Here is a 22,407-nt window from a genome sequence, read left to right as displayed (position 1 = left end):
TATATGGCAACGGTTTTCACCGTGATTTATATGCCATCTATTCGACTTGGATCGGCTAACTAAGCCCTTTCCCTGCCTTTTTGGCGTTTCTCAAATGAACTCGTAGCAAGCGAATAGTCCCGTGGCATCGCCACGTCTGTCGTCCTTGCACGTCTTTTCTCATCACGAAAGGACCTGGTCGCTTCATCGCGCCGGGATGGATTCCCTATGACGAAAGAGCAATCTTTACGTGTAAATAATGTGTCTCAAGCGGTTGACGACCTGTTCCGGCACTTCGGCGTTTGGGCCACGGTCAAAGCGATGCTGGTCGTTGCATGGCAGCACCAGCAGACAAAGTCGCACGTCACGCATCTGTCGGATCACTTGCGTCGTGATATCGGCCTGCCTGTCAATAAATCTCGGTCGGGTCCACCACTGATCCCACCCTGGTTTCCGCGCTTTTGAGAGAGTGCCTCTCCGGTGAGTGAATTGCCGGAGAGGTTTTTGGCTTGATGATTGACGATACTCCAAACTCGACGTCATGCTCGGGCTTGTCCCGAGCATCTGCTACGGATTGATTTTATTGGACGTGCGTAGATCCTCGCCACAAGGGCGAGGATGACGGAGGAGAGGTTTTCGACCACTATTAGCCTCACATTTCCACTCAAACTTGTTATTGAAGGAGCGATATCATGATGAAATTTCCTTCTCACCCCGGTGAATTGTTGCGGGAAGATGTTATCGGCGCGCTTGAGCTTTCGGTGACTGAGGCGGCAGACAGGCTTGGTATGTCGCGTGTGGCCTTGTCGCGCGTTTTGAATGGTCGGGCAGGGGTCAGTCCTGACCTGGCGTTGCGTCTGGAGCGCGCCGGTGTGAGTACAGCCAGAGCATGGCTTGCCATGCAGGCGAATTACGATCTTGCCCAGGCGATGGCCCGACAGCAGCCACCCGTTCGCCCGCTGGATGACAAAGCGGCTTAACTCACAATTGCCACTTGATATCATTCCGGCTTGATGGCTTGCTCCACCCAATGATTGTTGGAGGACTGCGTCATGCCCCTTGAAAACTGGCTGGCCTTTGTGGCCGCGTCCGCTGTGTTGCTTGCTATTCCGGGACCGACGATCCTGCTGGTGATTTCCTATGCGCTTGGGCATGGCCGCAAGGCGAGTGCGGCAACTGTCGCCGGGGTCGCGCTTGGTGATTTCACCGCCATGACGGCGTCCATGCTGGGGTTGGGTGCGTTGCTGGCGACATCAGCGGCTCTGTTTACGGTGCTGAAGTGGGTCGGGGCTACCTATCTGATTTATCTCGGCATCAAGCTGTGGCGCGCGCCGATTGGCGGGCAGGGGGTGGAGACATCCGACACGACCGCCAGGGAACGACCGCTGAAAATCTTTCTGCATACCTATATCGTCACGGCGCTGAACCCGAAAAGCATCGTGTTTTTTGTCGCCTTCCTGCCGCAGTTTCTGGTGCCGACACTGCCGTTTTTGCGCCAGGTGCTTATCTTCGAAGTCACCTTTCTTGTGCTTGCCACCTGCAACGCAGCACTTTATGGACTGCTGGCAAGTGCGGCCCGCAACACCATTCGCAAGCCCAATGTTCAGCGCATCGTCAACCGCACGGGTGGCAGTCTGTTGATCGGCGCTGGTTTGTTGACGATGGGTTGGAAGAGAGCCGCGTCCTGAAATACCGCTTTTCTGCGGTTTGAAAGTTGAACGTTCCAATGGCCGCGCCGCATATCTTCCTTGCCCTCATCACCGTGTTCATGTGGGGTTTCAATTTTATTGTGATCAAGTTTGGCGTCATGGATATGCCGCCTTTGTTTCTCACGGCGCTGCGCTATCTCTGTGCGGCCTTGCCGCTGGTGTTTTTTCTGCCGCGCCCCAAGGTGTCTTGGGGGCATATGGTTCTGTACGGCATGGTCATGGGCTGTGCGCAGTTCGGTCTTCTTTATTCCGCCATCAAACTGGGCCTGCCCGCCGGGCTTGCGTCACTGGTCATGCAGTCACAGGCCTTTTTCACCATGGTGCTGGCCGTGTCGTTTTTGGGTGAAACGCCGTTGCGATCTCACATCGCCGGTGCTGCCGTTGCCTTTGCCGGGTTGGGCGTTATCGGGCTTGAACGCATGACCATGTCTGCCATGGTGCCGCTTTTGATGTGCATCGGCGCTGCTTTTAGCTGGGCGATGGGAAACATCGTCAACCGCAAGGTCGGGCGGGTGAATGCGGTGTCTTTCATCGCATGGACCAGCCTTGTGCCGGTCATTCCGCTCATGGTGCTGTCCTTGGCAATCGAGGGTCCGCAGGCCATTGCAGACGGAATTGCGTCGGCAACACTCATGACATTCCTCGTTGTGATCTACATGGCCTATGGCGCGACCGTTGTGGGCGCGGGCATATGGAGTTATCTGCTGTCGCGTTACCCGGCTGGAACAGTCGCGCCATTTTCGCTGCTGGTGCCAATTGTCGGCTTCATCGGCGCTTATTTCGCCTTTAACGAACAAATTACCCAGTTTGAAGTCATTGGCAGCGGGCTGGTGGTGGCCGGTCTGGCGCTGAATGTCTTCGGGCGGCGTCTGTCCTTTTCGCGCCAGTCCTAATCTCTCACGCAATTCCCTGTGCATTGTGTTGATGAGGCGGGAAAATTGCTCAATTTTTTGCTAAGGAACATGTTCGCCGTTTCTTTTGGGAATCGGTGCCCCATTCATTCGAAGTCGCAGGGAAGCGTAAATTGCAGGTCGGTATCGACATGGGAACTCTATCGGGCGGGCAGGCGGCCACGCTCGATATCGAGGAATTGCTTGCCACGCGTCTGCTGGTGCAGGGAAATTCCGGTTCCGGCAAATCGCATCTGTTGCGTAGGCTGCTGGAGCAATCCGCGCCTTGGGTGCAGCAGGTCATCATCGACCCTGAAGGCGATTTCGTCACGCTGGCCGATAAATTCGGCCATGTGGTGGTGGATGGCGAGCGCACCGAGGCCGAGCTTTCCGGCATTGCCAACCGCATTCGCCAGCACCGCGTTTCCTGCGTGCTGACGCTGGAGGGCTTGGACGTCGAGCAGCAGATGCGTGCCGCCGCCGCCTTCCTCAACGGCATGTTCGATGCGGATCGCGAGTTCTGGTATCCGGTTCTGGTGGTGGTGGATGAAGCGCAGATGTTTGCGCCCTCCGTTGGCGGTGATGTGTCCGAAGACGCCCGCAAAATGTCGCTGGGTGCGATGACCAACCTCATGTGCCGTGGGCGAAAGCGCGGTCTGGCAGGCGTTATTGCCACGCAGCGCTTGGCAAAGCTGGCCAAGAACGTGGCGGCTGAGGCCTCCAACTTCCTCATGGGCCGCACCTTTCTCGATATCGATATGGCGCGTGCCGCTGACCTTCTCGGCATGGATCGCCGCCAGGCGGAAATGTTCCGCGATCTTCAGCGCGGCAATTTCGTGGCGCTTGGACCTGCACTTTCGCGCCGGCCTTTGCCCATCGTCATTGGTGCGGTGGAAACCTCCGCGCGGTCATCTTCGCCAAAGCTGATGCCTCTGCCGGATTCGCCACAGGATGTGGAAGACCTGATCTTCACGCCGGACCCGGAGGAATTCGCGCGCGGACCTGTGCGCCGCACGCCACCGGCACCGCGCCCGACGACGGATATTCTGGCCGAGCTTTCCCGCTCCACGCCTGCCATTGGCGGCCCTGAGCCGCAGCAGCCGCAGCGCAGCAGCCAGCCGGATTTGACGCCGGAAGAGCGCGAAGAGAAAATCGCGGGCGTGATGACGGAAATTCTGGACGACCCGCAATCGGCCTATCGCACCGATGCCGTGCTCTATCAAGAGTTTCTGGTCCGCGCCCGTATGCGCCGCATTCCCGGCACGCCCATGGCGCTGTCCGAATTCCGCCGTCAGGTGGCCATCACCCGCTCCGGTGTGGATGTGGAAATGGCGGCAAGCGAGAACTGGCAGAAGGCGCTGGAGCTTTCCACCAACGTCTCTGACGATTTGCAGGGCGTATTTCTGCTGCTGGTCAAGGCCGCGCTGCGTGAAGAGCCTTGCCCTTCGGATGCGCGCATTGCCCGCGCTTATGGCACCCATTCCGCCCGCCGTGCGCGGCGTCTGCTCGGTTATTTCGAAGAGAAGGAACTGGTCGTCGTGCACGCGGATTTTTCCGGCAAGCGCATCGTGGCATTCCCTGATCTCGACGCAAAAACCGCGCCCGGAGATGCGGACGCGGCTGAAGAGATTGTGAAGCTGGCGGCGGAGTGACACGGTAGCCCTTAAACTCTCCGTCATGCCGGGCTTGACCCGGCATCCAGCCGGCGCGCGTCTGCGCGGCGAAAAGACTTCTCTTTCTGGCGTGGGGGTACTCAGTCCTTTCGCCTTGCAGACGCAAGGCGGCTGGATCCCGCATCAAGTGCGGGATGACGGACAGGTGGTGGCAACAAAAAGGCGGGTTTCCCCGCCTTTTCCTTATCATCCTGAAGGCCGATTAAACCTTGTCAATCACCTTCTTCTCATTGCGCGTCGCAAACAGCGAGCCGACAACACCAGTTACGAGGATTGCGACTGTCACGCCCAGCGATACGGCAGGCGGGATTTTTGCGATGCCCAGCATGTCTGCAAGGAAGATTTTCGAACCGACGAAGACCAGAACCGCAGCCAGCGCATATTTCAGATAAGCGAAGCGGTGGATCAGGGCAGCGAGGGCGAAGTAGAGTGCACGCAGGCCAAGGATCGCGAAAATGTTAGACGTGTAGACGATGAACGGGTCCGTGGTGATCGCGAAAATCGCCGGGATCGAATCGACTGCGAAGATCAAGTCTGCGATTTCGACCATGATAAGGGCCAGAAACAGCGGCGTTACGAATGTCTTCAGCTTGCCCGTGAGCGGATCGGTTTCCTTGACGAAAAACTTCTCGCCATGCAGCTTTTCTGTGACCGGCAGGCTCTTGCGCAGAAACTTCAATATCTTGTTGTTGCCGATGTCGTTTTCATCATGGTTCGAGGAAAACAGCATCTTGAGGCCAGTGAAGACAAGGAAGGCAGCGAAGATATAAAGAACCCAGTGGAAGTTCTCAACGATCGCAGCTCCCGCAGCAATCATGATGCCGCGAAGGATGATGACGCCCAGAATACCCCAGAGCAGAACGCGGTGCTGATATTGGCGCGGAATGGCGAAGTAGGAGAAGATCATCGCGATGATGAAGATGTTGTCCATCGCCAGGCTTTTTTCGACCACGAAGCCTGTCACGTATTCCATGGCCGATTGCTGGCCGGATTGAAACCATATCCAGCCGCCGAAGGCCAAACCAATGGCAATGTAAAAGCCGGACATCAGCAAACTTTCGCGAATGCCGATTTCCTTGGAGTTCTTATGGAGAACGCCCAGATCGAGCGCAAGAAGAGCCAGAACGAGAGAGATAAAAACGCCCCACATCCATGTGGGTGTGCCGAGAAAATCCGTAAGGAGGAAATCCATGAGTCAACCTTTTTCCGGACGAGGTTGGCTTTATGGCTGGGGAACGTGTGATATATAAAGACGTGGCCCCAACCTTAGAAGACTCGACATCGCGTAATGTCCGGTAATACGCCAGAGGGGCCCGAGTCCTGATCACGACCGGGAGGTAATGCGGGCCAGATGGTTTTCAAGAGGTCTGACGAAGTTTTTTCTCGTTGACAATTTTATGAATGGAACTTAGAAGCCGCAACAACGCCGGGCAGCAATGCTCGGTGTGTTTCGTTGACTGTCCTGCACGTTAAACCGTGCGTTCGATGGTTGACATCACCGACATGTCCCGTGGCTTCTCCATTCGCAAATGTGAGAAACCTGTCAGAGGTCCTCAATCGGACCTCAGAGGAGGGCGTGTTTCCTTGATCCGGTTTGGTAACAAACCGGTGTAACATTCTGAAAGGAAATACGATGAGCAAGCGCGAATCGTCTAAGTATAAAATTGACCGCCGCATGGGCGAAAATATCTGGGGTCGTCCTAAGTCCCCAGTCAACCGTCGCGAATACGGCCCAGGCCAGCACGGCCAGCGCCGCAAGGGCAAGCTTTCCGACTTCGGTACGCAGCTGCGCGCCAAGCAGAAGCTCAAGGGCTACTACGGCGAAATCCGTGAAAAGCAGTTCCGTGCAACTTACGACGAAGCAAACCGTCGCAAGGGTGACACTTCCGAGAACCTGATCGGTCTGCTCGAGTCGCGTCTGGACGCAATCGTGTACCGCGCAAAGTTCGTTCCAACTGTTTTCGCGGCTCGCCAGTTCGTAAACCACGGCCATGTTTCGGTTAACGGCGTTCGCGTCAACATCGGTTCTTACCGTTGCAAGCCAGGCGACGTTATCGAAGTTCGTCAGAAGTCCAAGCAGCTCGCAATCGTTCTCGAAGCTGTTGCGCTCGCTGAGCGTGACGTTCCTGACTACGTTGAAGTTGATCACAACAAGCTGGTTGCGACATTTGCTCGCGTTCCTTCGCTTGCTGACGTTCCATACGCAGTCATCATGGAACCGCATCTGGTCGTCGAATTCTACTCGCGTTAATCCGCGTTTCGCATTCATCGAAAAAGCCGCCTTTCGGGGCGGCTTTTTTGTTGCGCGGTTTTTATATCGACCACTTGAGGCTTCGCGTTTCTGCTGAGGACTATTCCCAGTTCTCCGTCATCCCGGACTTGATCCGGGATCCAGTGCGATCAAGCCCTTGATCGCAAAAGACTCTTTCGCGCCGCAGACGCGGCCCTGCTGGATGCCGGATCAAGTCCGGCATGACGGGGGAGTTGGAGTGCAAACCCCTATCAAGCCGCCGCCGCTGCCCGCTTCGACAGCAACCGTTGCACCAGTGCCACATCCAACTCGTCGAAATTATCGATCACCACATCGGGATGAAGCTCAGCCATCGGCACGTCGGTGTAACCGAATGTCACGCCAATGGACGGCACATCGGCGTTTTTTGCGGCCAGAATGTCGTTGATGCTGTCACCGATCATGATACTGCGGGCAGGGTCGCCGCCGGATTTTTCGATGGTGCCGAGAATGTGGCGTCCATCCGGCTTGCGCCATTCGAACGTATCGCCGCAGGTAATGGCTGCAAAATGGTCGGTCAGGCCTAGTTTTTCCAGCAGCGGCAATGCCAGAACCGTTGTCTTGTTGGTGCAAACCGCAAGCGTGAACCCAGCGCCCGCCAATCTGTCCAGTGCCTCGGTCAAGCCAGGGTAGGCAACGCTTTCGCCGGGCATATGGGCGACGTAATGGGCGATAAAGCGCTCATACAGCGGCTCGATGTCCGCTTCCGGCAGGTCCGTGTTGCGCAGCGCGAATGCGCGCTTGATCATAACACGGGCGCCCTGGCCCACCAGATGCGTCAAATCGGCAAAGGTGACGGGGGCGAGACCGGCGGATGCGATGGTGTGGTTCAGGCTGTCGATCAGGTCGGGAGCGGTGTCGATCAGGGTGCCGTCGAGATCGAAAATGACGAGGGGAGAAGTCAAGGAATGCCTCATGATGAACTGTCTATCTGCCCCAAAGCTAAGCAAAGGCGCCAGCTTTTGCAATGAAACCTTTGAATGGTCGTGCGTTGCTGCCCGAAAAGGGCTTTCGTTTGCTATTCGACCCGTGTAAACAGCACCCCAGCGTAGCGATCAGACACCTGTGACACTGCGCAGACCGCGAAAAACAGACCGGAGTTTGCAGCCGAATGGATGCCCGCCAAATGAAGATCAAGGCCGCAGAAGCGGCGTTGTCCCATGTCGAAGACGGAATGCGTCTTGGTATTGGTACGGGGTCCACGGCAGAAGAATTCGTTCGGCTTTTGGCGGAAAAAGTGTCCGCGGGGCTGCGGGTTCAGGGCGTTCCGACATCGGAGCGCACGGCGCGTCTTTGTGTTGAGCTTGGCGTTCCCCTGAAGTCGCTGGATGAGCTTCCAGAGCTGGATCTGACCATCGATGGTGCAGATGAAGTTGACCACGCCCTGCGGCTGGTCAAGGGCGGCGGCGGCGCTTTGTTGCGCGAAAAAATCGTGGCTGCGGCCTCGTCTCGCGTGATTGTGATTGCCGACCAGACCAAGGTTGTAGAGACGCTTGGTGCGTTTCCGCTGCCGATTGAAATCAACATTTTCGGTCAGGTCGCAACCCGCATCGCCATTGAAAAACTGGCTTCGAGACTCGGCCTTTCGGGCGATTTGAAGCTGCGTTCACTGGAGGATGGCCCCTTCAAAACGGACGGCGGACACCTTATTCTCGACGCATCTTTTGGCCGTATTCCTGATGCAGAAACGCTGGCACGCGAGCTGAACACCATACCCGGTGTTGTCGAGCACGGACTTTTCATTCATTTGGCATCGCTTGCCATTATCGCCGGGCCGGATGGCGCCCGCGTAATGCAGGCGAAAATATAAACAGGAGCGAGAGATTTCATGATCAAACTTGCGGGACTGGGCAAAGCTGCCGCTGCTTCGATCCTCATTTCTGGCGTCGTATTCGGTACTGCCGTTCGCGCACAGGAAATTACGGAAGCGCACATTGCCGCTGCAAAGCAGGCCATTGGCACGCTGGGCGTTACCGACCGATTCGATAGTATTCTGCCGGGTCTTGCAGAACGTCTGAAGGGTGAACTCATTCAGGCTTCGCCAAATGTTCAGGACGCGATCACTGAAACCGTCGATGCAAAGGCTCTTGAGCTTGCGCCACGTCGCGCCGATCTGGAACGCGAAGCTGCGTTGACCTACGCGCGCGCTTTCAGCCTTGATGAATTGAAGGCAATCTCTGCGTTCTACGGCAGTGAAGCTGGCAAGAAGCTGTTGAAAGACGGCCCGATTGCAACCCGCGAATTGATGAAGGCTGCCGATATCTGGGCGGCTGGCATCAACCGTGATTTGAACGTGTCCAGCATGACGGAACTTCAAAAGGTTGCCGGTGCCGATCTCGCACCGCTGCCAGCCAATGATGCGAACATCGGTGGCGCGCCTGGGCATTCCACTGCTGCCCCTGCTGCTCCCGCTGCCAAGCCAGCAGCTGCTGCACCTGCGGCCAAGCCAAAGCCTTGATCGTTTAAATCCACATTCAGAATTATTCAAAGCCCGGATGAAAGTCCGGGCTTTTCATTTGTGCGCCGCAACACCTATATGAGTGCCAAACGGGATGGCTGATGGCCGTCTCTCAGACAGGGGCTTATCGATGACAACTTATGACTACGATCTTTTCGTTATTGGCGGCGGCTCAGGTGGTGTGCGCAGCGCCCGCGTGGCGGCGTCGCTCGGCAAGCGCGTCGGCATTGCGGAAGAATACCGCTATGGCGGAACCTGCGTCATAAGAGGTTGCGTGCCGAAGAAGCTGTTTGTTTATGCCTCGCAGTTTCCCGAACATTTCGAAGACGCTGCCGGGTATGGCTGGACGGTTGGCCAGAGCAGCTTTGACTGGAAAAAGCTGATCGCCGCCAAGGACAAGGAAATCGAGCGTCTGGAAGGTCTCTATCGCAAGGGTCTGGAAAACGCGAAGGCTGACATCTTCGACAGCCGCGCCGAACTGGTGGATGCACATACGGTAAAGCTGGTGAAATCAGGTCAGACCGTTACGGCAGAGCGCATCGTGATCGCGGTCGGTGGCACGCCCAACCCACATGTCTCCTTGCCGGGTTACGAGCTGACGATTTCGTCCAACGAAGCGTTTCATCTGGAAGAGCTGCCGAAATCCATTCTGATTGCGGGCGGCGGTTACATTGCGGTTGAATTCGCCAATATCTTCCACGGCCTTGGCGTCGACACCACCCTGATCTATCGCGGCAAGGAAATCCTGTCCCGCTTCGACAATGATATGCGCCACGGCTTGCACGAGGCGATGGTTGCCAAGGGCATCAAGATTCTGCTGACCGACGTGATTGCCAGTGTGAAAAAAGCCGATGGCGGCGGGCTGGAGGCCGAAACAAGACACAATGGCACGCTGAACGTCGATACCGTCATGCTGGCGCTGGGTCGTGATCCGAACACGCAGGGTCTCGGGCTGGAAAATGCCGGTGTTGCGCTCAACGACAAGGGCGCGATCATCGTGGATGATTATTCGCGCACCAACGTGCCGAGCATCTTTGCGCTGGGTGACGTCACCGACCGGGTACAGTTGACGCCGGTGGCCATTCATGAGGCCATGTGCTTCATCGAAACCGAGTTCAAGAACAACCCGACCAAGCCGGATCACCACCTGATTGCGACGGCGGTGTTCTCGCAGCCGGAAATCGGCACGGTGGGCATTTCGGAAGAAGAGGCAGCGGCCAAGTACGAAGAGATCGAAATCTACCGTGCCCAGTTCCGCCCCATGAAGGCAACGCTTTCGGGCCGCACCGAAAAGACGATCATGAAGCTCATCGTCAATGCTGCGGACCGCAAGGTGGTTGGCGCGCATATTCTGGGACATGAGGCGGGCGAAATGGCGCAGCTTCTGGGCATCACGCTGAAGGCGGGTTGCACCAAGGATGATTTCGACGCGACCATGGCGGTGCACCCCACCGCTGCGGAAGAGCTGGTGACGATGTATTCGCCAAGCTACCGCATCAGGAACGGCCAGCGTGTGTGAGGTCTGACGGAGAGCGATGATGATCTGCCTCGTTTTCGGGTGAGGCAGGCGCAGATTTAAATCGTTTAGATTCGCTTTTCTGCTCTCTATTGCCACAAAAACGGCCGAAAGGCCTATGGCACTTAAGGATCGGCTTTGCAAAGCCGATCCTTGGAGTTATAAGCCGCGCAACTTTCGAGATCGCCGTCCTCTAGGAAAAGTGGGCGTGGAAACCAGGTGAAGAACATGGCACAGAATTGGACGCCCAGCAGCTGGAGACATAAACCTATCCAGCAGGTTCCCGAATATCCGAACGCGGCGGCTGTCGCGGCAACGGAAGCGACGCTTGCGACCTATCCACCTTTGGTCTTTGCAGGTGAAGCACGCCGCCTGAAAAAGCAACTGGCAAGCGTTGCCGAAGGCGAAGCATTTTTGCTTCAGGGTGGCGATTGCGCCGAGAGCTTCCTGGAACATGGCGCGGACAACATTCGCGACTTCTTCCGCGCCTTCCTGCAAATGGCTGTTGTTCTGACCTATGGCGCACAGCTTCCTGTCGTCAAGGTTGGCCGTATTGCCGGTCAGTTTGCCAAGCCACGCTCTTCGAACATCGAGTCGCAGAATGGTATCGAGCTGCCCTCTTACCGTGGTGACATCATCAACGGTATCGAGTTCAACGAAGCATCCCGCGTGCCGAACCCGGAGCGTCAGCTCGACGCCTACCGTCAGTCCGCTGCAACGCTGAACCTGCTGCGCGCATTCGCCATGGGTGGTTATGCCAACCTTGAGAACGTGCATCAGTGGATGCTCGGCTTCGTCAAGGACAGCCCGCAGGCGGACCGTTACCGCAAGCTGGCCAGCCGCATTTCCGAAACCATGGACTTCATGAAGGCCATTGGTATCACGGCGGAAAACCAGCCGAGCCTGCGCGAAACAGATTTCTTCACCAGCCATGAAGCCCTGCTGCTTGGCTACGAAGAAGCGTTGACCCGCGTGGATTCGACGTCTGGTGACTGGTACGCAACATCCGGCCACATGCTGTGGATCGGCGACCGTACCCGTCAGCTGGACCACGCGCATGTGGAATATTTCCGCGGCATCAAGAACCCTATTGGTTTGAAGTGCGGCCCGTCCTTGCAGCCGGACAATCTGATCGAGCTGATCGATGCGCTGAATCCGGCCAACGAAGCCGGTCGCCTGACGCTGATCTGCCGTTTCGGTCACGACAAGGTTGCCGAGAACTTGCCAAAGCTCATTCGCGCCGTGGAAAAAGAAGGCCGCAAGGTCGTCTGGTCCTGCGATCCGATGCACGGCAACACGATCACGCTCAATCACTACAAGACGCGTCCCTTCGAGCGTATTCTGTCGGAAGTCGAAAGCTTCTTCCAGATTCACCGCGCCGAAGGCACGCATCCGGGCGGCATCCACATCGAGATGACCGGGAAGGACGTGACGGAATGCACGGGCGGTGCGCGTGCAGTGACCGCCGACTCGCTGTCCGACCGTTACCACACCCATTGCGACCCACGCCTCAATGCCGATCAGGCGCTGGAACTGGCATTTCTTCTCTCCGAGCGCATGAAAAGCGGTCGCGACGAGAAGCGTCTGGCCGTCGTCAACGGCTGATGTTTTTGACGAGACATGAAGAAGCCGCCGGAGAAATCCGGCGGCTTTTTTTGTATTGAAGATATCAAACAGCCGTTGATACCTCCAGTGGCTGAGGTGCCCTTTACCCCGTCACCCCGCACTTGATGCGCGGTCCAGTGTGATCAAGTCCTTGATCACAAAAGACTCTCTCACCACGCAGACGCGTGGTGGCTGGATCCCGGATCAGGTCCGGGATGACGGAGGGTGGGAGAACGTTTTCGCCATAAAAAACCGCCGAAATAATTCGGCGGCTTTGGGCTTTTTGGGCTGTAAAGCCCTCGTCGTCATGCTCGGGCTTGTCCCGAGTATCTACACACGTTGACTTGACTCACTGTGGTTGGATCCTCGGGACAAGCCCGAGGATGAGGCTGAGAGGGAAGGCAACCCGAAGCCCATTCCAGCGCTATCCTTATTGCACAAGTGCCGGGTGCATACAGCGCACGTCCGTCACCCGCACATCGGCCTCGCCAATCTTGATGCCGAGCAGCATCAGCGTGTTGTACAGCAGGCTGTCGATGGGCGCGGTCGCGATGCTCAGCGTTTCGGCAAGGGCCGCCTGAAGCGGGGCGGGTGAGCTGAGATTGAGGAAGAGGACGCTGATATCCAAATCCAGATTGGTCAGCAGGGATTTGATCAGCGACGTCGTGATATCTTTGGTGGAGACGGTTTTGACGGTGCCCTGCGTGATGTCCGATTGCTGAAAGGTCAGCTTGGTTTTCGTCAGGTTTGCAGTGTTGATGTGGGCCATGCCGCTGATTTTGACGAGACCCAGCGCCTCCACGATCGTGGCTTTTGTCACGCGCGGGTCTTTGCCGAAATTGTTGAAGGCGCTGGTATCGACATCACCGAGCGCAATTTCGACGACGCCGGGAACGACGTCCACATCCACGGCGCCTGTGCCATTGGCGTTGCAACGAATGTCTGAAAGCTTGGCTTCCGCGTTTGCAACTTCCACATAGATTGGAACGCGAACGCTGGTGTTCAGCAGGGCTTTTAGTCCGTCAACTTTCGTTTCGATGGAAAGCCGCGTCTGCGCCGTGCGAACGATGGTGCCGGGTGTGCCGACCGCCAGCGATGGCGTGCCGACCGGCGGTTCGCCAATGGCCAGCGTGATTTTGGTCGATGCAAGTCCCGGAACGGTGACACCGGCATCCACGGCAATCTGCTTGCCGCCATTGGCGGCGGTTGCAGCTGCGGAAATGATGTCGAAGATGCCCGCTTCCACATTCAGATTTTCGCCCGCACCAATCGGCTTGTCGAGAATGGGGCCGAGCGCGACGATCTGGCCAAGACGCAGTTTGACGTTGGTTTTGTTCAGCGTTTTTTCCAGCGTCTTCAACGCAGCCGTCACGGTCGGCTTGACGCCGGTGGCCTTGGTCAGTGCATCAAGAAATTTGCCGTAGGTGATTTCGGTCTGGAGAACGTCCTTGTAGGTGCCAGCCGTGAGATTGAGATCGACGGCCAAGGCGTCGGCAATGTGCAGAAGGTTGACGTCTGCGGCGATCAGCGCCTGATAATCCATCAGGCTCAGCGAGATTTTTGTTCCGAGCAAACTGCCGAGCAGACTGTTCAGCAACCCGTCATTGACACTTGCAAGCCGCGAGCCGACGGAGAATGCCGCGACCCGTTGCGACGCTGCCGTTCCGACGGCGGAAAGGGTCGGCGGTGTGGTGAATGTGCCGGCAAAGAAGATGCGGCCCTTTTCAACGATGTTGACCTTGACTGCATTTGTCGGTGTGGCGTTTTCAACAAAACGTTTCCCCACCGCCACGTTTGGATCGGCAACATAGGTGCCCTTGATGACTTCGGCATATCCATCACGGGTGGAGAAAACGGTCGTGGGATCGAACGGCGTCGTGCCTGTTTCGGTCAGCATACCGGCTGCGGTTTTGACGCCGAGGTTTTTGTTGTTGAGCTGGAAATACTGGAACACGGCGCGGTCTGCATTGGTGGCGGATGCGGCGGATATGGCCGCAAGATCAGCCGTCTGCTGAAGCTGGCGTTTTTGGAGCGTCAGATATCCGTAATCCACGCCAATCGCCAAGGTTCCCGCGATGAGCGGAGCGGTGATGGCCGCCATGATGGCGATGTTGCCTGAGCGGTCAGCGGCTGCCTGTCTCAATAATGAATGAAGTTTCCGCATGTCAGATTCCCCCGATCCGTATAGTGGAAAAACGTCTGATTGTTTTGTCGGGCAGCGCGAAGCTATAGAGGTTCCAGATCGGCAGGTCGGTCGCGTCATATTCAACCGTGACGGTGAACTGGTTGGCGTTTGCCGGATCGGTGCCGACGCTGACATTCACATGTTTCTTGTCGAGAAAAATGTAGTCCAGCGCGCTTTTATCGACGTAGTCCTTCGCCAGCGTTTGCCGCTCTGTGGTGCTGATACCTGCGACGGCAGTGCGGGCGGCGTCTGCGGCAACCTGCTGAACCGCGTAGGCTGCCATCAGGTAGATGCCGTAGGCGATCATGGTCAAAAGTACGAGGATGAAAACCGGCGCGACGATGGCGAACTCGACCGCTGCTGAACCGGAACGATTGCGGAGTATTCTTGCCAAGTATTTCATGGCGTCCCCTGTCCGAAACATTATTATTTTCGAATAGGCTAATTTAGATATATTGATTATTTGTTAATCGGATGGCTTGGGGTTGTGCCATTTATTAAGATAGCCGTTCAGCGCGTATTTCAGTGAGGGTTTTGGTAGCATCGCGGTTCGTCTCACGAACCAGAAATGTGTTTGTCTCACAGAGGGGGTGAACCAAGCCCACTGCCGCCCACTATGAGACAAACACAACACGCTCTAAATCAGCCGCAAGCCTTTAAAACTCACATGCCCATCCTTGCCGATGATGATGTGGTCATGCACAGCGATGCCGAGTGGCTTGGCGGTATCGATGATGGTCTTCGTCATTTCGATATCGGCGCGGGACGGGGTGGGGTCGCCGCTGGGGTGGTTGTGGACGAGAATGATGGCGGTGGATGAAAGCTCCAGTGCACGGCGCACCACTTCGCGGGGGTAAACGGGGGTATGATCCACCGTGCCAAGCCCCTGCACCTCATCGGCAATCAGCACGTTGCGCTTGTCGAGGAAGAGAATGCGGAACTGTTCACGGGCTTCATGCGCCATCACGGCGTGGCAATAATCGATGACGGATGACCAGGAGCCGAGCACCTGCTTGTTGCGGATTTCGCTTTTCAACATACGCTGGGACACGGAGGCGATGAGTTTCAGGTCCAGCGCGACGGCTTCGCCAACGCCTTTGACCTCCTGAAGCAAGGCAATCGGTGCACCCAGCACGCTGCCCAGCGTTCCAAACCGGGCAATCAGTGCCTTGGCAATCGGCTTGGTATCGCGCCGTGGAATGAGCCGGAACAGAAGCAGCTCCAGCAATTCGTAATCCGCCAAAGCAGAATCGCCATTGTCCCGGTATTTCGCCCGCAACCGCTCACGGTGGCCAAGATAGTGCGCCGCGTCACTCTCCGGTGACGCCGGCGGCTCCGTCTTCATTTTCTTCGACGCCTGTTGCCGTGGTTCAGCAAAAAATCCGCGCTCATCGAGGGTTTCGAACAGCCCGCTGTCTTCATCGAATTGCGCGGATTTATCGGCTGGAGCGGCGGGGCGTTTGGCCATCAGGTTTTCTCTTACGCCTTAAGCGGCGGCAGGCCGGGGCGGTGTTGACCACCGGGCGAGAGCGTGAAGATTTCGCAGCCCGTCGCCGTCACGCCCACCGCATGTTCATATTGCGCAGAGAGCGAACGGTCGCGGGTCACAGCCGTCCAGCCATCGGACAGAACCTTCACATGCGGCTTGCCGAGATTGATCATCGGCTCGATGGTGAAAATCATGCCTTCGCGAATTTCCGGTCCGTCTGTTTCCTTGCCGTAGTGCAGAATGTTCGGCGTATCGTGAAAAATCCGCCCAACGCCGTGGCCGCAGAAATCCGTGACCACAGAGCAGCGTTCCGCTTCCGCATAGGCCTGAATGGCCGCGCCGATGGCGCCCGTGCGTGCGCCGGGCCGGACAGCGGCAATGCCGCGCATCAGGCACTCATAGGTCACTTCCAAAAGACGCTCCGAGGCGCGCTTGATCTGGCCCACGGGATACATGCGGCTGGAATCCCCGTACCAGCCATCCAGAAGATAGGTGACATCGATGTTGACGATATCGCCTTCACGCAAAGGCTTGTCATCGGGAATGCCGTGGCAAACCACGTGGTTGATGGAGGTGCAGACGGACTTGGTGTAACCGCGATAATTCAGCGTGGCGGGCAGGGCGTCATGATCCATGCCGAACTCGAACACGAAACGATCGATGGCGTTGGTGGTGACACCCGGTTTGATGATGCTTGCCAGCTCATCAAGGCAACGCGCAGTCAACTGACTGGCCTTGCGCATACCTTCAAAGTCTTCCGCGTTATACAGACGGATCACGCCCGTATTCTTTTTAGGCGCCGATGCCGCGTCGATATAAGTAACCATTGTAGCGCTCTCTCACGTAATTCCACTTGCGTTCATAATGCAGCAGGGTGCCAGTCGTCCATTGCAACCATCTCGCTTGCAACAATTTCCAGTGAACATACGGCGCATTTTATGGCGTATGCCTCCACACCGCGCCCCATGGCGCGTTGAAATGCGGCGGCATAGGCTGCATCAAGGTCACCACAGATGCGCAGCCGGTCGCAATCGCCGCGCTGGATGACATAAAGCATCACGGCGCGGTGGCCGGATTGCGCCGCGTCACCCAGCTCTTCCAGATGTTTCGCGCCGCGCTTGGTGGCGGTGTCGGGAAACTCCGCCAAACCCTTTTGCCGCATGAAGTGCACGTTCTTCACTTCCACATAGGCATCCGGCCTGCCGGGTGCGGATAACAGCAGATCGATGCGGGAATTGATGCCGTATTTCTGCTCGCGCCGCAGCGTGGTGTAGCCGGAAAGCTGCGGAATTTTGCCGGTCACAATGGCCTCTTCGGCAAGCTTGTTCGGCAGGCCGGTGTTGATGCCGACCACCGTGTCATCCGCCTCCACCATTTCCAGCATGTGGCGATATTTGCGGGTGGGGCTGTCATGCTGCGACAGCCAGATGCGGGAACCGGGCGCTGTCAGTCCGCGCATGGAGCCGGTGTTGGGGCAGGAGCCGGTTACTGTCGTGCCGTCTTCCAGCACGGCATCGAACAGGAAACGCTTGTAACGGGCAATCAGCCTGGCGGGAATGAGGGGAGAATCAAACTGCATGGCGCAGTGTCGTGCCCGGCGGGCAACTATTCAAGCACATAGGTTCCCGGCGCATCGCAAAGCGGCGCCAGCGCTTCGCCGCCGGGCAGGCGGGCTGCGACCTCGTGTTTGTCCTGTCCCGCAATCCAGTTCTGCCAATGCGGCCACCAAGACCCCTTGTGGGCGGTTGCCGCCTTCTGCCAGTCGTCAAAATCACCGTCTGGTGATGCGCCTGTCTGGAACTGATATTTCTCCATCTCAGGCGGGTTTACAACGCCTGCAATGTGGCCGGAACCGCTGAGAATGAACTCCACCGGCCCACCGAAACCCTTAGCTCCCGTAAAGACCGATTTCGCCGGGGCGATGTGGTCCTCGCGGGTGGCCAGATCATATACGGGAATCACGATGTCCTTGAGATCAAGCACCTTGCCCGCCACCTGCAGACGGCCTTCGGCGAGATTGTTTTCCAGATAACAATTGCGCAGATAAAACGAGTGGTTGGCCGCTGCAACGCGGGTGGAATCGGAATTCCAGTACAGCAGATCAAACGGTGGCGGTTGCGCGCCACGCAGATAATTATCCACCACATAGGGCCAGATCAGGTCGGATGCGCGCAGCATGTTGAACACGCTGGCCATGACAGCGCCATCCAGATACCCCACGGCCTTCATATGGGCATCGAGGATGCTCAACTGCTGCTCGTCGATAAAGACCTTCAGATCGCCCGCATGGGTAAAATCCGTCTGCGCGGCCAGCAGCGTTGCAGATCGGATGCGGGTGTTGTCTTCCTGCTTGTGCAGCGCCAGCGTGGAGGCCAGCAGCGTGCCGCCAATGCAGTACCCAACCGCATTCACATCGCTTTCGCCGGTTGCCTGCTCGATCGTCTCCAGCGCGAAATCGATGCCCTCTCGCGTATAATTCTCCCAGCCTTTTTCGGCGTGGCGTGCGTCCGGGTTCACCCACGACACCATGAAGACGCTGTGGCCCTGATCCACACACCATTTGACGAAGGACTTTTTGGCGTTGAGGTCCAGAATATAAAACTTGTTGATCCATGGCGGGATGATGAGCAGCGGGCGCTTTAAAACATTCTCTGTCGATGGCGCGTATTGAATGATTTCACAAAGATCGCTGCGGGCAATGACCTTGCCCGGCGTAACGGCAATGTTCTGGCCAATGACGAATTTGCTGTAATCCGTCTGGCGCAGTTTGATGTTACCATTGCCCGCCGCCATGTCCTCGGCCAACTGAGCCATGCCCTTCACCAGATTTGCGCCGCTGGTGGCCACGGTCTCGCGAAAGACCTGTGGATTGGTGAAGGCGAAATTGGCCGGTGAAATCGCTTCCGTGACCTGCCGCATGTAGAACCGGGCCTTTTCACGGGTACGGTCGTCCAGCCCTTCGGCCTCGGTTACCATCGTGTCGGCCCAGCTGGCGGTGGCGAAATAGACCTTCTGCAAAAAATCGAAGAACGGGTTTGCCTGCCAGTCTGCATCCGCAAAGCGCTTGTCTTTGCGCTTGGTATCGGGCTGTTCCGCGTGGCTTGCGGGTTCGCCGGAAAGCCGTGCCACGGATTTCTGCCAGATGTCGAAATAGCTGGAAAGAAGGTGTGTTTGCGCCTCAACCGAGCGTTTCGGGTCTGCCATCCAGTATTCCGCGACATCGGACAGTGTCTGGAACAGGTCGCTCATGGGGCTGGCGGCGGTGTGGGGTATCTCGCCACGCTCCCGCGGGGCCAGCCATTCGGAGGCTGCTTTGCCCAGATTTTCTAGTGCCTTTGCCACGTTCATCGCAAAGGCTTGCGGATCACGCAGAATATAGGCGTCAGTGGATTTTGGATCGAAACCGTCAGGCTTTTGTTCCTCATCCTTTCCCCCGCCTTGCGTGCCTGCCATACATTGTCCTCCGGCGCATTTTTGTGTTTGCACATTCTGCATGAAAACGAATACAAGTTCCAGCAACACAGACGCCATGCAAACGCGGCGTCCGGCATTTTGAATAATACGTTACAGGCGGGATATTGGAATGGGCAAGCATGTGGAGCGCGTAAGAGCGGCGACTGTTCTCTCGGTTTGCGGCTTGTTGTTGCCATTGGTCGCGGCATGTCAGTCACCCGCGCCCATCGTGGCACCGGCCTATATGGAACGTCCCAAGGCGCAGATCGTCGGCCCGCAAAAGGTCGATGCCTCGCCCGTTGCGCAAAAGCGCGACACCGGAACCTACCCAACCTTTGCAAAGCCCATGACAGCCGCTTTGCCGCAGATGGAAAGTGAAGAAGCGGGCACCATGGAAACCACCATGTCACGCCTCGGTCTCGCCCGCCGCAAGGGCCAGATTTCCGAGGCGGAATACAAGCGCAAGGTGGCAGAACTGCGTGCTCTCGAAGAGGGGCAGAAGCCGGTGGCAACACCCGCAGCCTCGCAGTAAAAGCCGGTTTAACAGAGCGTAAACAGGCCTCCCGCCTTTTTACGCAATGTCGCAACGCACAGCTTACCGCGTTTTTTAAGCCGATGGTGGCAACTGTTGCGTTATAGTTCTCCCCAAGGGACACCAAGGTCTCGCAGGCGCTGGGGAGCGTAAAACAATGAAATGCTTTTTGGTTTGTTTGATTGTTGCAGCGTCGGTGTTTACGCCTGCACAGGCGAAAGCGCCTTATATATCAGGCAGCTATACTGCGCGGTAATTTTCACGGTCGATGAGGTGGGGGCGGCTACCCCCCGCTGCCGTCTACTGCCCGCTCAATCATTCCCCGCAGCATAATTCAGCGAACCCATGGCCGGCACGGTAATATGCCGGTTGTTCTCAATCTCGATAATCCCTTCCTTGCGCAGCTTGGTCATCTGGCGGCTGACGGTTTCGATGGTCAGGCCGAGGAAATCGGCGATATCGGCGCGGGATAAGGGCAGGTCGAAGCAGGATTTGTCTTCGTTTTCCGGGTCGATGTGGGTGGCGATGAGATAGAGGAAACTCGCGACCTTTTCTTGGGCGGATTTGCGTCCCAGCGTCAGCATCCAGTCGCGTGCCTCATCCAGCTCCTTGAGGGACTGTTTGTGAAGGCCGCGCTCCATGCCGGGCACATCGCCCACCATGCGGTCCACCACGCGGCGCGGGAAAATGCAGATTTCCACATCGGTTGCCGCTTCCGCCGTCATGCTGCTTTCGGCGTTGAAGGGACGACCCAGAAAATCCGGTGCAAATTGCAGGCCGACGATCTGCTGGCGACCATCCGACATCATTTTGGAAAGCTTCACCACACCGTTCAGAATGTTGGCGTAGTAGGGCACCAGTTCACCCTGTCCCAGCAGTTCATGGCCTGCTTCCAGTTTTTTGCGGCTGGAGTGGCGGCTGAGTTCGGAAAGCTGGTCTGGCAGCAGCACACCGCACAACCCGCCGTGCCGCACTTCGCACGAGCGACAGAGCACAGGAATATCCGAATTATGGATGTTTCTCTGCAAGGTATCCATGATGCATTTCCGATCAAAACCATCTGGACAACCGCAATCAATCCACCATGCGCCGCCCCGATAAGCCGCAATCCCCCACGGCCTTTAATAGCTATTGTTTATTAGCTGGTTTGATCGAAGTCAAAGTTGCAAACTGTCGCAGCCTGTATCTCATAGTCGCAGAATTGAGACAGGCTAAGAAGGAATTTTGCTGTGACCGCGCACCTCATCCGCAAATACGCCGCTGCCGTGCCGCGCTACACCAGCTACCCCACCGCGCCGCATTTTCATGAGGGAATCGATTCGGCTATCTATGCCTCATGGCTGCGCCAGCTCGGGCCGGATCACAGCCTGTCGCTCTACCTGCATATTCCCTATTGCGACCGGCTGTGCTGGTTCTGCGCCTGCCACACCAAACACACGCTGAAATACGAGCCGATCGCCACCTATCTCAAATCGCTCCACCTCGAGATCGAGAAGGTGGGCAGGCATGTGTCGCGGGATGCCAAAGTCACGGCGGTGCATTTCGGCGGCGGCTCGCCCACCATGGTCAAGCCGGAGGATATGATCGCGCTCATGCGCTGTCTTCACGCGGCGTTTTCCTTTTCGCCCGATGTGGAAATCAGCGTCGAGATGGACCCGAATGATCTGGATGCGGGCCGTTACGATGCGCTTGCCGCCATCGGCATGACGCGGGCGAGCCTTGGCGTGCAGGATTTTGACCCGAAGGTGCAAAAGACCATCAACCGCATACAAAGCTTCGAACAGACCAAATCCGTTGTCGATGCGGTGCGGGGGAGGGGCGTTCACTCCGTCAATTGCGACATTCTTTATGGCTTGCCGTACCAAACGCTGGAGACGCTGAAAGACACCGTGCGACAAATCATCTCGCTCGATCCGGATCGTATTGCGCTGTTCGGTTACGCGCATGTGCCTTGGATGAAAAAACACCAGACGATGATTCCGGAAAAGGCTTTGCCGGATGTTTCCGAACGCTATCGGCAGATGACCATGGCCGCAGACATGCTGGTCTCATCAGGGTATCAGGCCATCGGCATCGATCATTTCGCCAAGCCGGGCGATACGCTGGCACTGGCGATGAAAGGCGGGGCGTTGAAGCGCAATTTTCAGGGCTATACCGATGATGGCGCGGATGCGCTGATCGGGCTTGGCGCGTCATCCATCGGCAAATTGCCGCAGGGTTATGTGCAGAACATGCCCGCCACAGGCGAATATGAACGCATGGCCGACCGCGAAGGGCTGTGCGTGGTGCGCGGCATAGAATTGTCACCGGAAGATCGCGTTCGGGCTTTTGTCATCGAGCGGATCATGTGTGATTTCGCGCTGGATTTGACGGCGTTGGCCACGCTTTACGGACCCGCTGCCGCCGTGGTCATTGCCGAGGCAAGGCAGTTCGCGGAGGGCGACCGGGACGGCTTGGTGCAGCTTGAAGGTGGGGTATTCCAGCTCACGGAGGCGGGCAAACCCTTTGCCAGAAGCATTGCTGCCACTTTCGATACCTATCTTTCCAATGGTCGCGGGCGGCATTCGGTTGCTGTTTAGGCAACACTTTGCGCCCAAATTTCAATGATGCACGACGAAACCATTGGCT

General features: G+C 57.1%; 21 protein-coding genes. 12 read left to right on the top strand and 9 right to left on the bottom strand.

The genetic code is table 11. From position 1 onward, the window contains the following. Positions 1 to 207: 207 nt before the first annotated feature. The 5 genes from RMR16_RS07495 to RMR16_RS07475 all read left to right on the top strand — a co-directional run bounded on the left by RMR16_RS07495 (position 208) and on the right by RMR16_RS07475 (position 4,230). Entirely contained in the window at positions 208 to 444 is a 237-nt protein-coding gene (locus tag RMR16_RS07495) for a DUF1127 domain-containing protein (protein ID WP_320201684.1), read from the top strand. 227 nt (positions 445 to 671) lie between these two features. Continuing rightward, positions 672 to 959, top strand: coding sequence for a HigA family addiction module antitoxin (locus tag RMR16_RS07490; protein ID WP_320201685.1), 288 nt, complete (start codon positions 672 to 674; stop codon positions 957 to 959). A 72-nt stretch (positions 960 to 1,031) separates the two neighbouring features. Beyond that, on the top strand, positions 1,032 to 1,667 hold the full coding sequence (locus RMR16_RS07485; RefSeq protein WP_320201686.1) for a LysE family translocator: 636 nt from the start codon (positions 1,032 to 1,034) through the stop codon (positions 1,665 to 1,667). A 38-nt stretch (positions 1,668 to 1,705) separates the two neighbouring features. Then, the gene (locus tag RMR16_RS07480) at positions 1,706 to 2,581 is read left to right on the top strand and encodes an EamA family transporter (protein WP_320201687.1); all 876 of its coding nucleotides are present in this window, start codon (positions 1,706 to 1,708) and stop codon (positions 2,579 to 2,581) included. A 131-nt stretch (positions 2,582 to 2,712) separates the two neighbouring features. Then, positions 2,713 to 4,230 carry an ATP-binding protein gene (locus RMR16_RS07475; protein ID WP_320201733.1) on the top strand — a complete coding sequence of 506 codons (1,518 nt, stop codon included), beginning with the start codon at positions 2,713 to 2,715 and terminating at the stop codon, positions 4,228 to 4,230. A gap of 223 nt (positions 4,231 to 4,453) precedes the next feature. On the opposite strand, the gene RMR16_RS07470 is transcribed toward RMR16_RS07475, so the two are convergent. After that, on the bottom strand, positions 4,454 to 5,443 hold the full coding sequence (locus RMR16_RS07470) for a TerC family protein (protein WP_320201688.1): 990 nt from the start codon (positions 5,441 to 5,443) through the stop codon (positions 4,454 to 4,456). Positions 5,444 to 5,884: 441 nt separating this feature from the next. Between RMR16_RS07470 and rpsD the strand changes: the two genes are divergently transcribed. Continuing rightward, complete coding sequence (gene rpsD, locus RMR16_RS07465; RefSeq protein ID WP_320201689.1) at positions 5,885 to 6,502, top strand: 30S ribosomal protein S4; 618 nt, start codon at positions 5,885 to 5,887, stop codon at positions 6,500 to 6,502. A 251-nt stretch (positions 6,503 to 6,753) separates the two neighbouring features. On the opposite strand, the gene RMR16_RS07460 is transcribed toward rpsD, so the two are convergent. Beyond that, the gene (locus tag RMR16_RS07460; RefSeq protein ID WP_320201690.1) at positions 6,754 to 7,446 is read right to left on the bottom strand and encodes an HAD family hydrolase; all 693 of its coding nucleotides are present in this window, start codon (positions 7,444 to 7,446) and stop codon (positions 6,754 to 6,756) included. A 206-nt stretch (positions 7,447 to 7,652) separates the two neighbouring features. Here RMR16_RS07460 and rpiA point away from each other — a divergent pair, with 206 nt between their 5' ends. The 4 genes from rpiA (at position 7,653) to RMR16_RS07440 (ending at position 12,120) form a co-directional block, all read left to right on the top strand. Then, complete coding sequence (gene rpiA / locus RMR16_RS07455; RefSeq protein WP_320201691.1) at positions 7,653 to 8,351, top strand: ribose-5-phosphate isomerase RpiA; 699 nt, start codon at positions 7,653 to 7,655, stop codon at positions 8,349 to 8,351. An 18-nt stretch (positions 8,352 to 8,369) separates the two neighbouring features. Next, positions 8,370 to 8,999, top strand: a complete 630-nt coding sequence (locus tag RMR16_RS07450) for a DUF2059 domain-containing protein (protein WP_320201692.1) — start codon at positions 8,370 to 8,372, stop codon at positions 8,997 to 8,999. A gap of 130 nt (positions 9,000 to 9,129) precedes the next feature. Continuing rightward, positions 9,130 to 10,518 carry a glutathione-disulfide reductase gene (gene gor / locus RMR16_RS07445; protein ID WP_320201693.1) on the top strand — a complete coding sequence of 463 codons (1,389 nt, stop codon included), beginning with the start codon at positions 9,130 to 9,132 and terminating at the stop codon, positions 10,516 to 10,518. Positions 10,519 to 10,743: 225 nt separating this feature from the next. Then, positions 10,744 to 12,120: a class II 3-deoxy-7-phosphoheptulonate synthase gene (locus tag RMR16_RS07440; RefSeq protein ID WP_320201694.1), complete on the top strand. Its 1,377-nt coding sequence runs from the start codon at positions 10,744 to 10,746 to the stop codon at positions 12,118 to 12,120. 430 nt (positions 12,121 to 12,550) lie between these two features. Here the strand turns inward: RMR16_RS07440 and RMR16_RS07435 are convergent, their stop codons facing one another. From RMR16_RS07435 to RMR16_RS07410, 6 genes are all read right to left on the bottom strand, one after another. Next, the gene (locus RMR16_RS07435) at positions 12,551 to 14,284 is read right to left on the bottom strand and encodes a TadG family pilus assembly protein (RefSeq protein WP_320201695.1); all 1,734 of its coding nucleotides are present in this window, start codon (positions 14,282 to 14,284) and stop codon (positions 12,551 to 12,553) included. A gap of 1 nt (position 14,285) precedes the next feature. Next, the gene (locus RMR16_RS07430) at positions 14,286 to 14,708 is read right to left on the bottom strand and encodes a TadE/TadG family type IV pilus assembly protein (RefSeq protein ID WP_320201696.1); all 423 of its coding nucleotides are present in this window, start codon (positions 14,706 to 14,708) and stop codon (positions 14,286 to 14,288) included. Positions 14,709 to 14,942: 234 nt separating this feature from the next. Continuing rightward, entirely contained in the window at positions 14,943 to 15,773 is an 831-nt protein-coding gene (gene radC / locus RMR16_RS07425; RefSeq protein ID WP_320201697.1) for a RadC family protein, read from the bottom strand. 11 nt (positions 15,774 to 15,784) lie between these two features. Continuing rightward, positions 15,785 to 16,621, bottom strand: a complete 837-nt coding sequence (map, locus tag RMR16_RS07420; protein WP_320201698.1) for a type I methionyl aminopeptidase — start codon at positions 16,619 to 16,621, stop codon at positions 15,785 to 15,787. Between the two features lie 32 nt (positions 16,622 to 16,653). Then, positions 16,654 to 17,373, bottom strand: coding sequence for a DNA/RNA nuclease SfsA (gene sfsA, locus RMR16_RS07415; RefSeq protein WP_320201699.1), 720 nt, complete (start codon positions 17,371 to 17,373; stop codon positions 16,654 to 16,656). Positions 17,374 to 17,399: 26 nt separating this feature from the next. Next, positions 17,400 to 19,247 carry a PHA/PHB synthase family protein gene (locus RMR16_RS07410; protein WP_320201700.1) on the bottom strand — a complete coding sequence of 616 codons (1,848 nt, stop codon included), beginning with the start codon at positions 19,245 to 19,247 and terminating at the stop codon, positions 17,400 to 17,402. Between the two features lie 130 nt (positions 19,248 to 19,377). Between RMR16_RS07410 and RMR16_RS07405 the strand changes: the two genes are divergently transcribed. After that, positions 19,378 to 19,779, top strand: a complete 402-nt coding sequence (locus RMR16_RS07405) for a hypothetical protein (RefSeq protein ID WP_320201701.1) — start codon at positions 19,378 to 19,380, stop codon at positions 19,777 to 19,779. Between the two features lie 311 nt (positions 19,780 to 20,090). Here the strand turns inward: RMR16_RS07405 and fnrN are convergent, their stop codons facing one another. After that, positions 20,091 to 20,816, bottom strand: a complete 726-nt coding sequence (gene fnrN, locus RMR16_RS07400) for a transcriptional regulator FnrN (RefSeq protein WP_320201702.1) — start codon at positions 20,814 to 20,816, stop codon at positions 20,091 to 20,093. A 192-nt stretch (positions 20,817 to 21,008) separates the two neighbouring features. Between fnrN and hemN the strand changes: the two genes are divergently transcribed. Continuing rightward, positions 21,009 to 22,358, top strand: a complete 1,350-nt coding sequence (gene hemN, locus RMR16_RS07395) for an oxygen-independent coproporphyrinogen III oxidase (RefSeq protein ID WP_320201703.1) — start codon at positions 21,009 to 21,011, stop codon at positions 22,356 to 22,358. Positions 22,359 to 22,407: the final 49 nt, after the last annotated feature.

Origin of the sequence: Agrobacterium sp. rho-13.3 (genome assembly GCF_033957765.2) — a bacterium.
Taxonomy (GTDB): Bacteria; Pseudomonadota; Alphaproteobacteria; order Rhizobiales; family Rhizobiaceae; genus Agrobacterium.
Note: the sequence above shows the minus strand (reverse complement) of the source record. Positions and strands in the feature narration are given on the sequence as shown.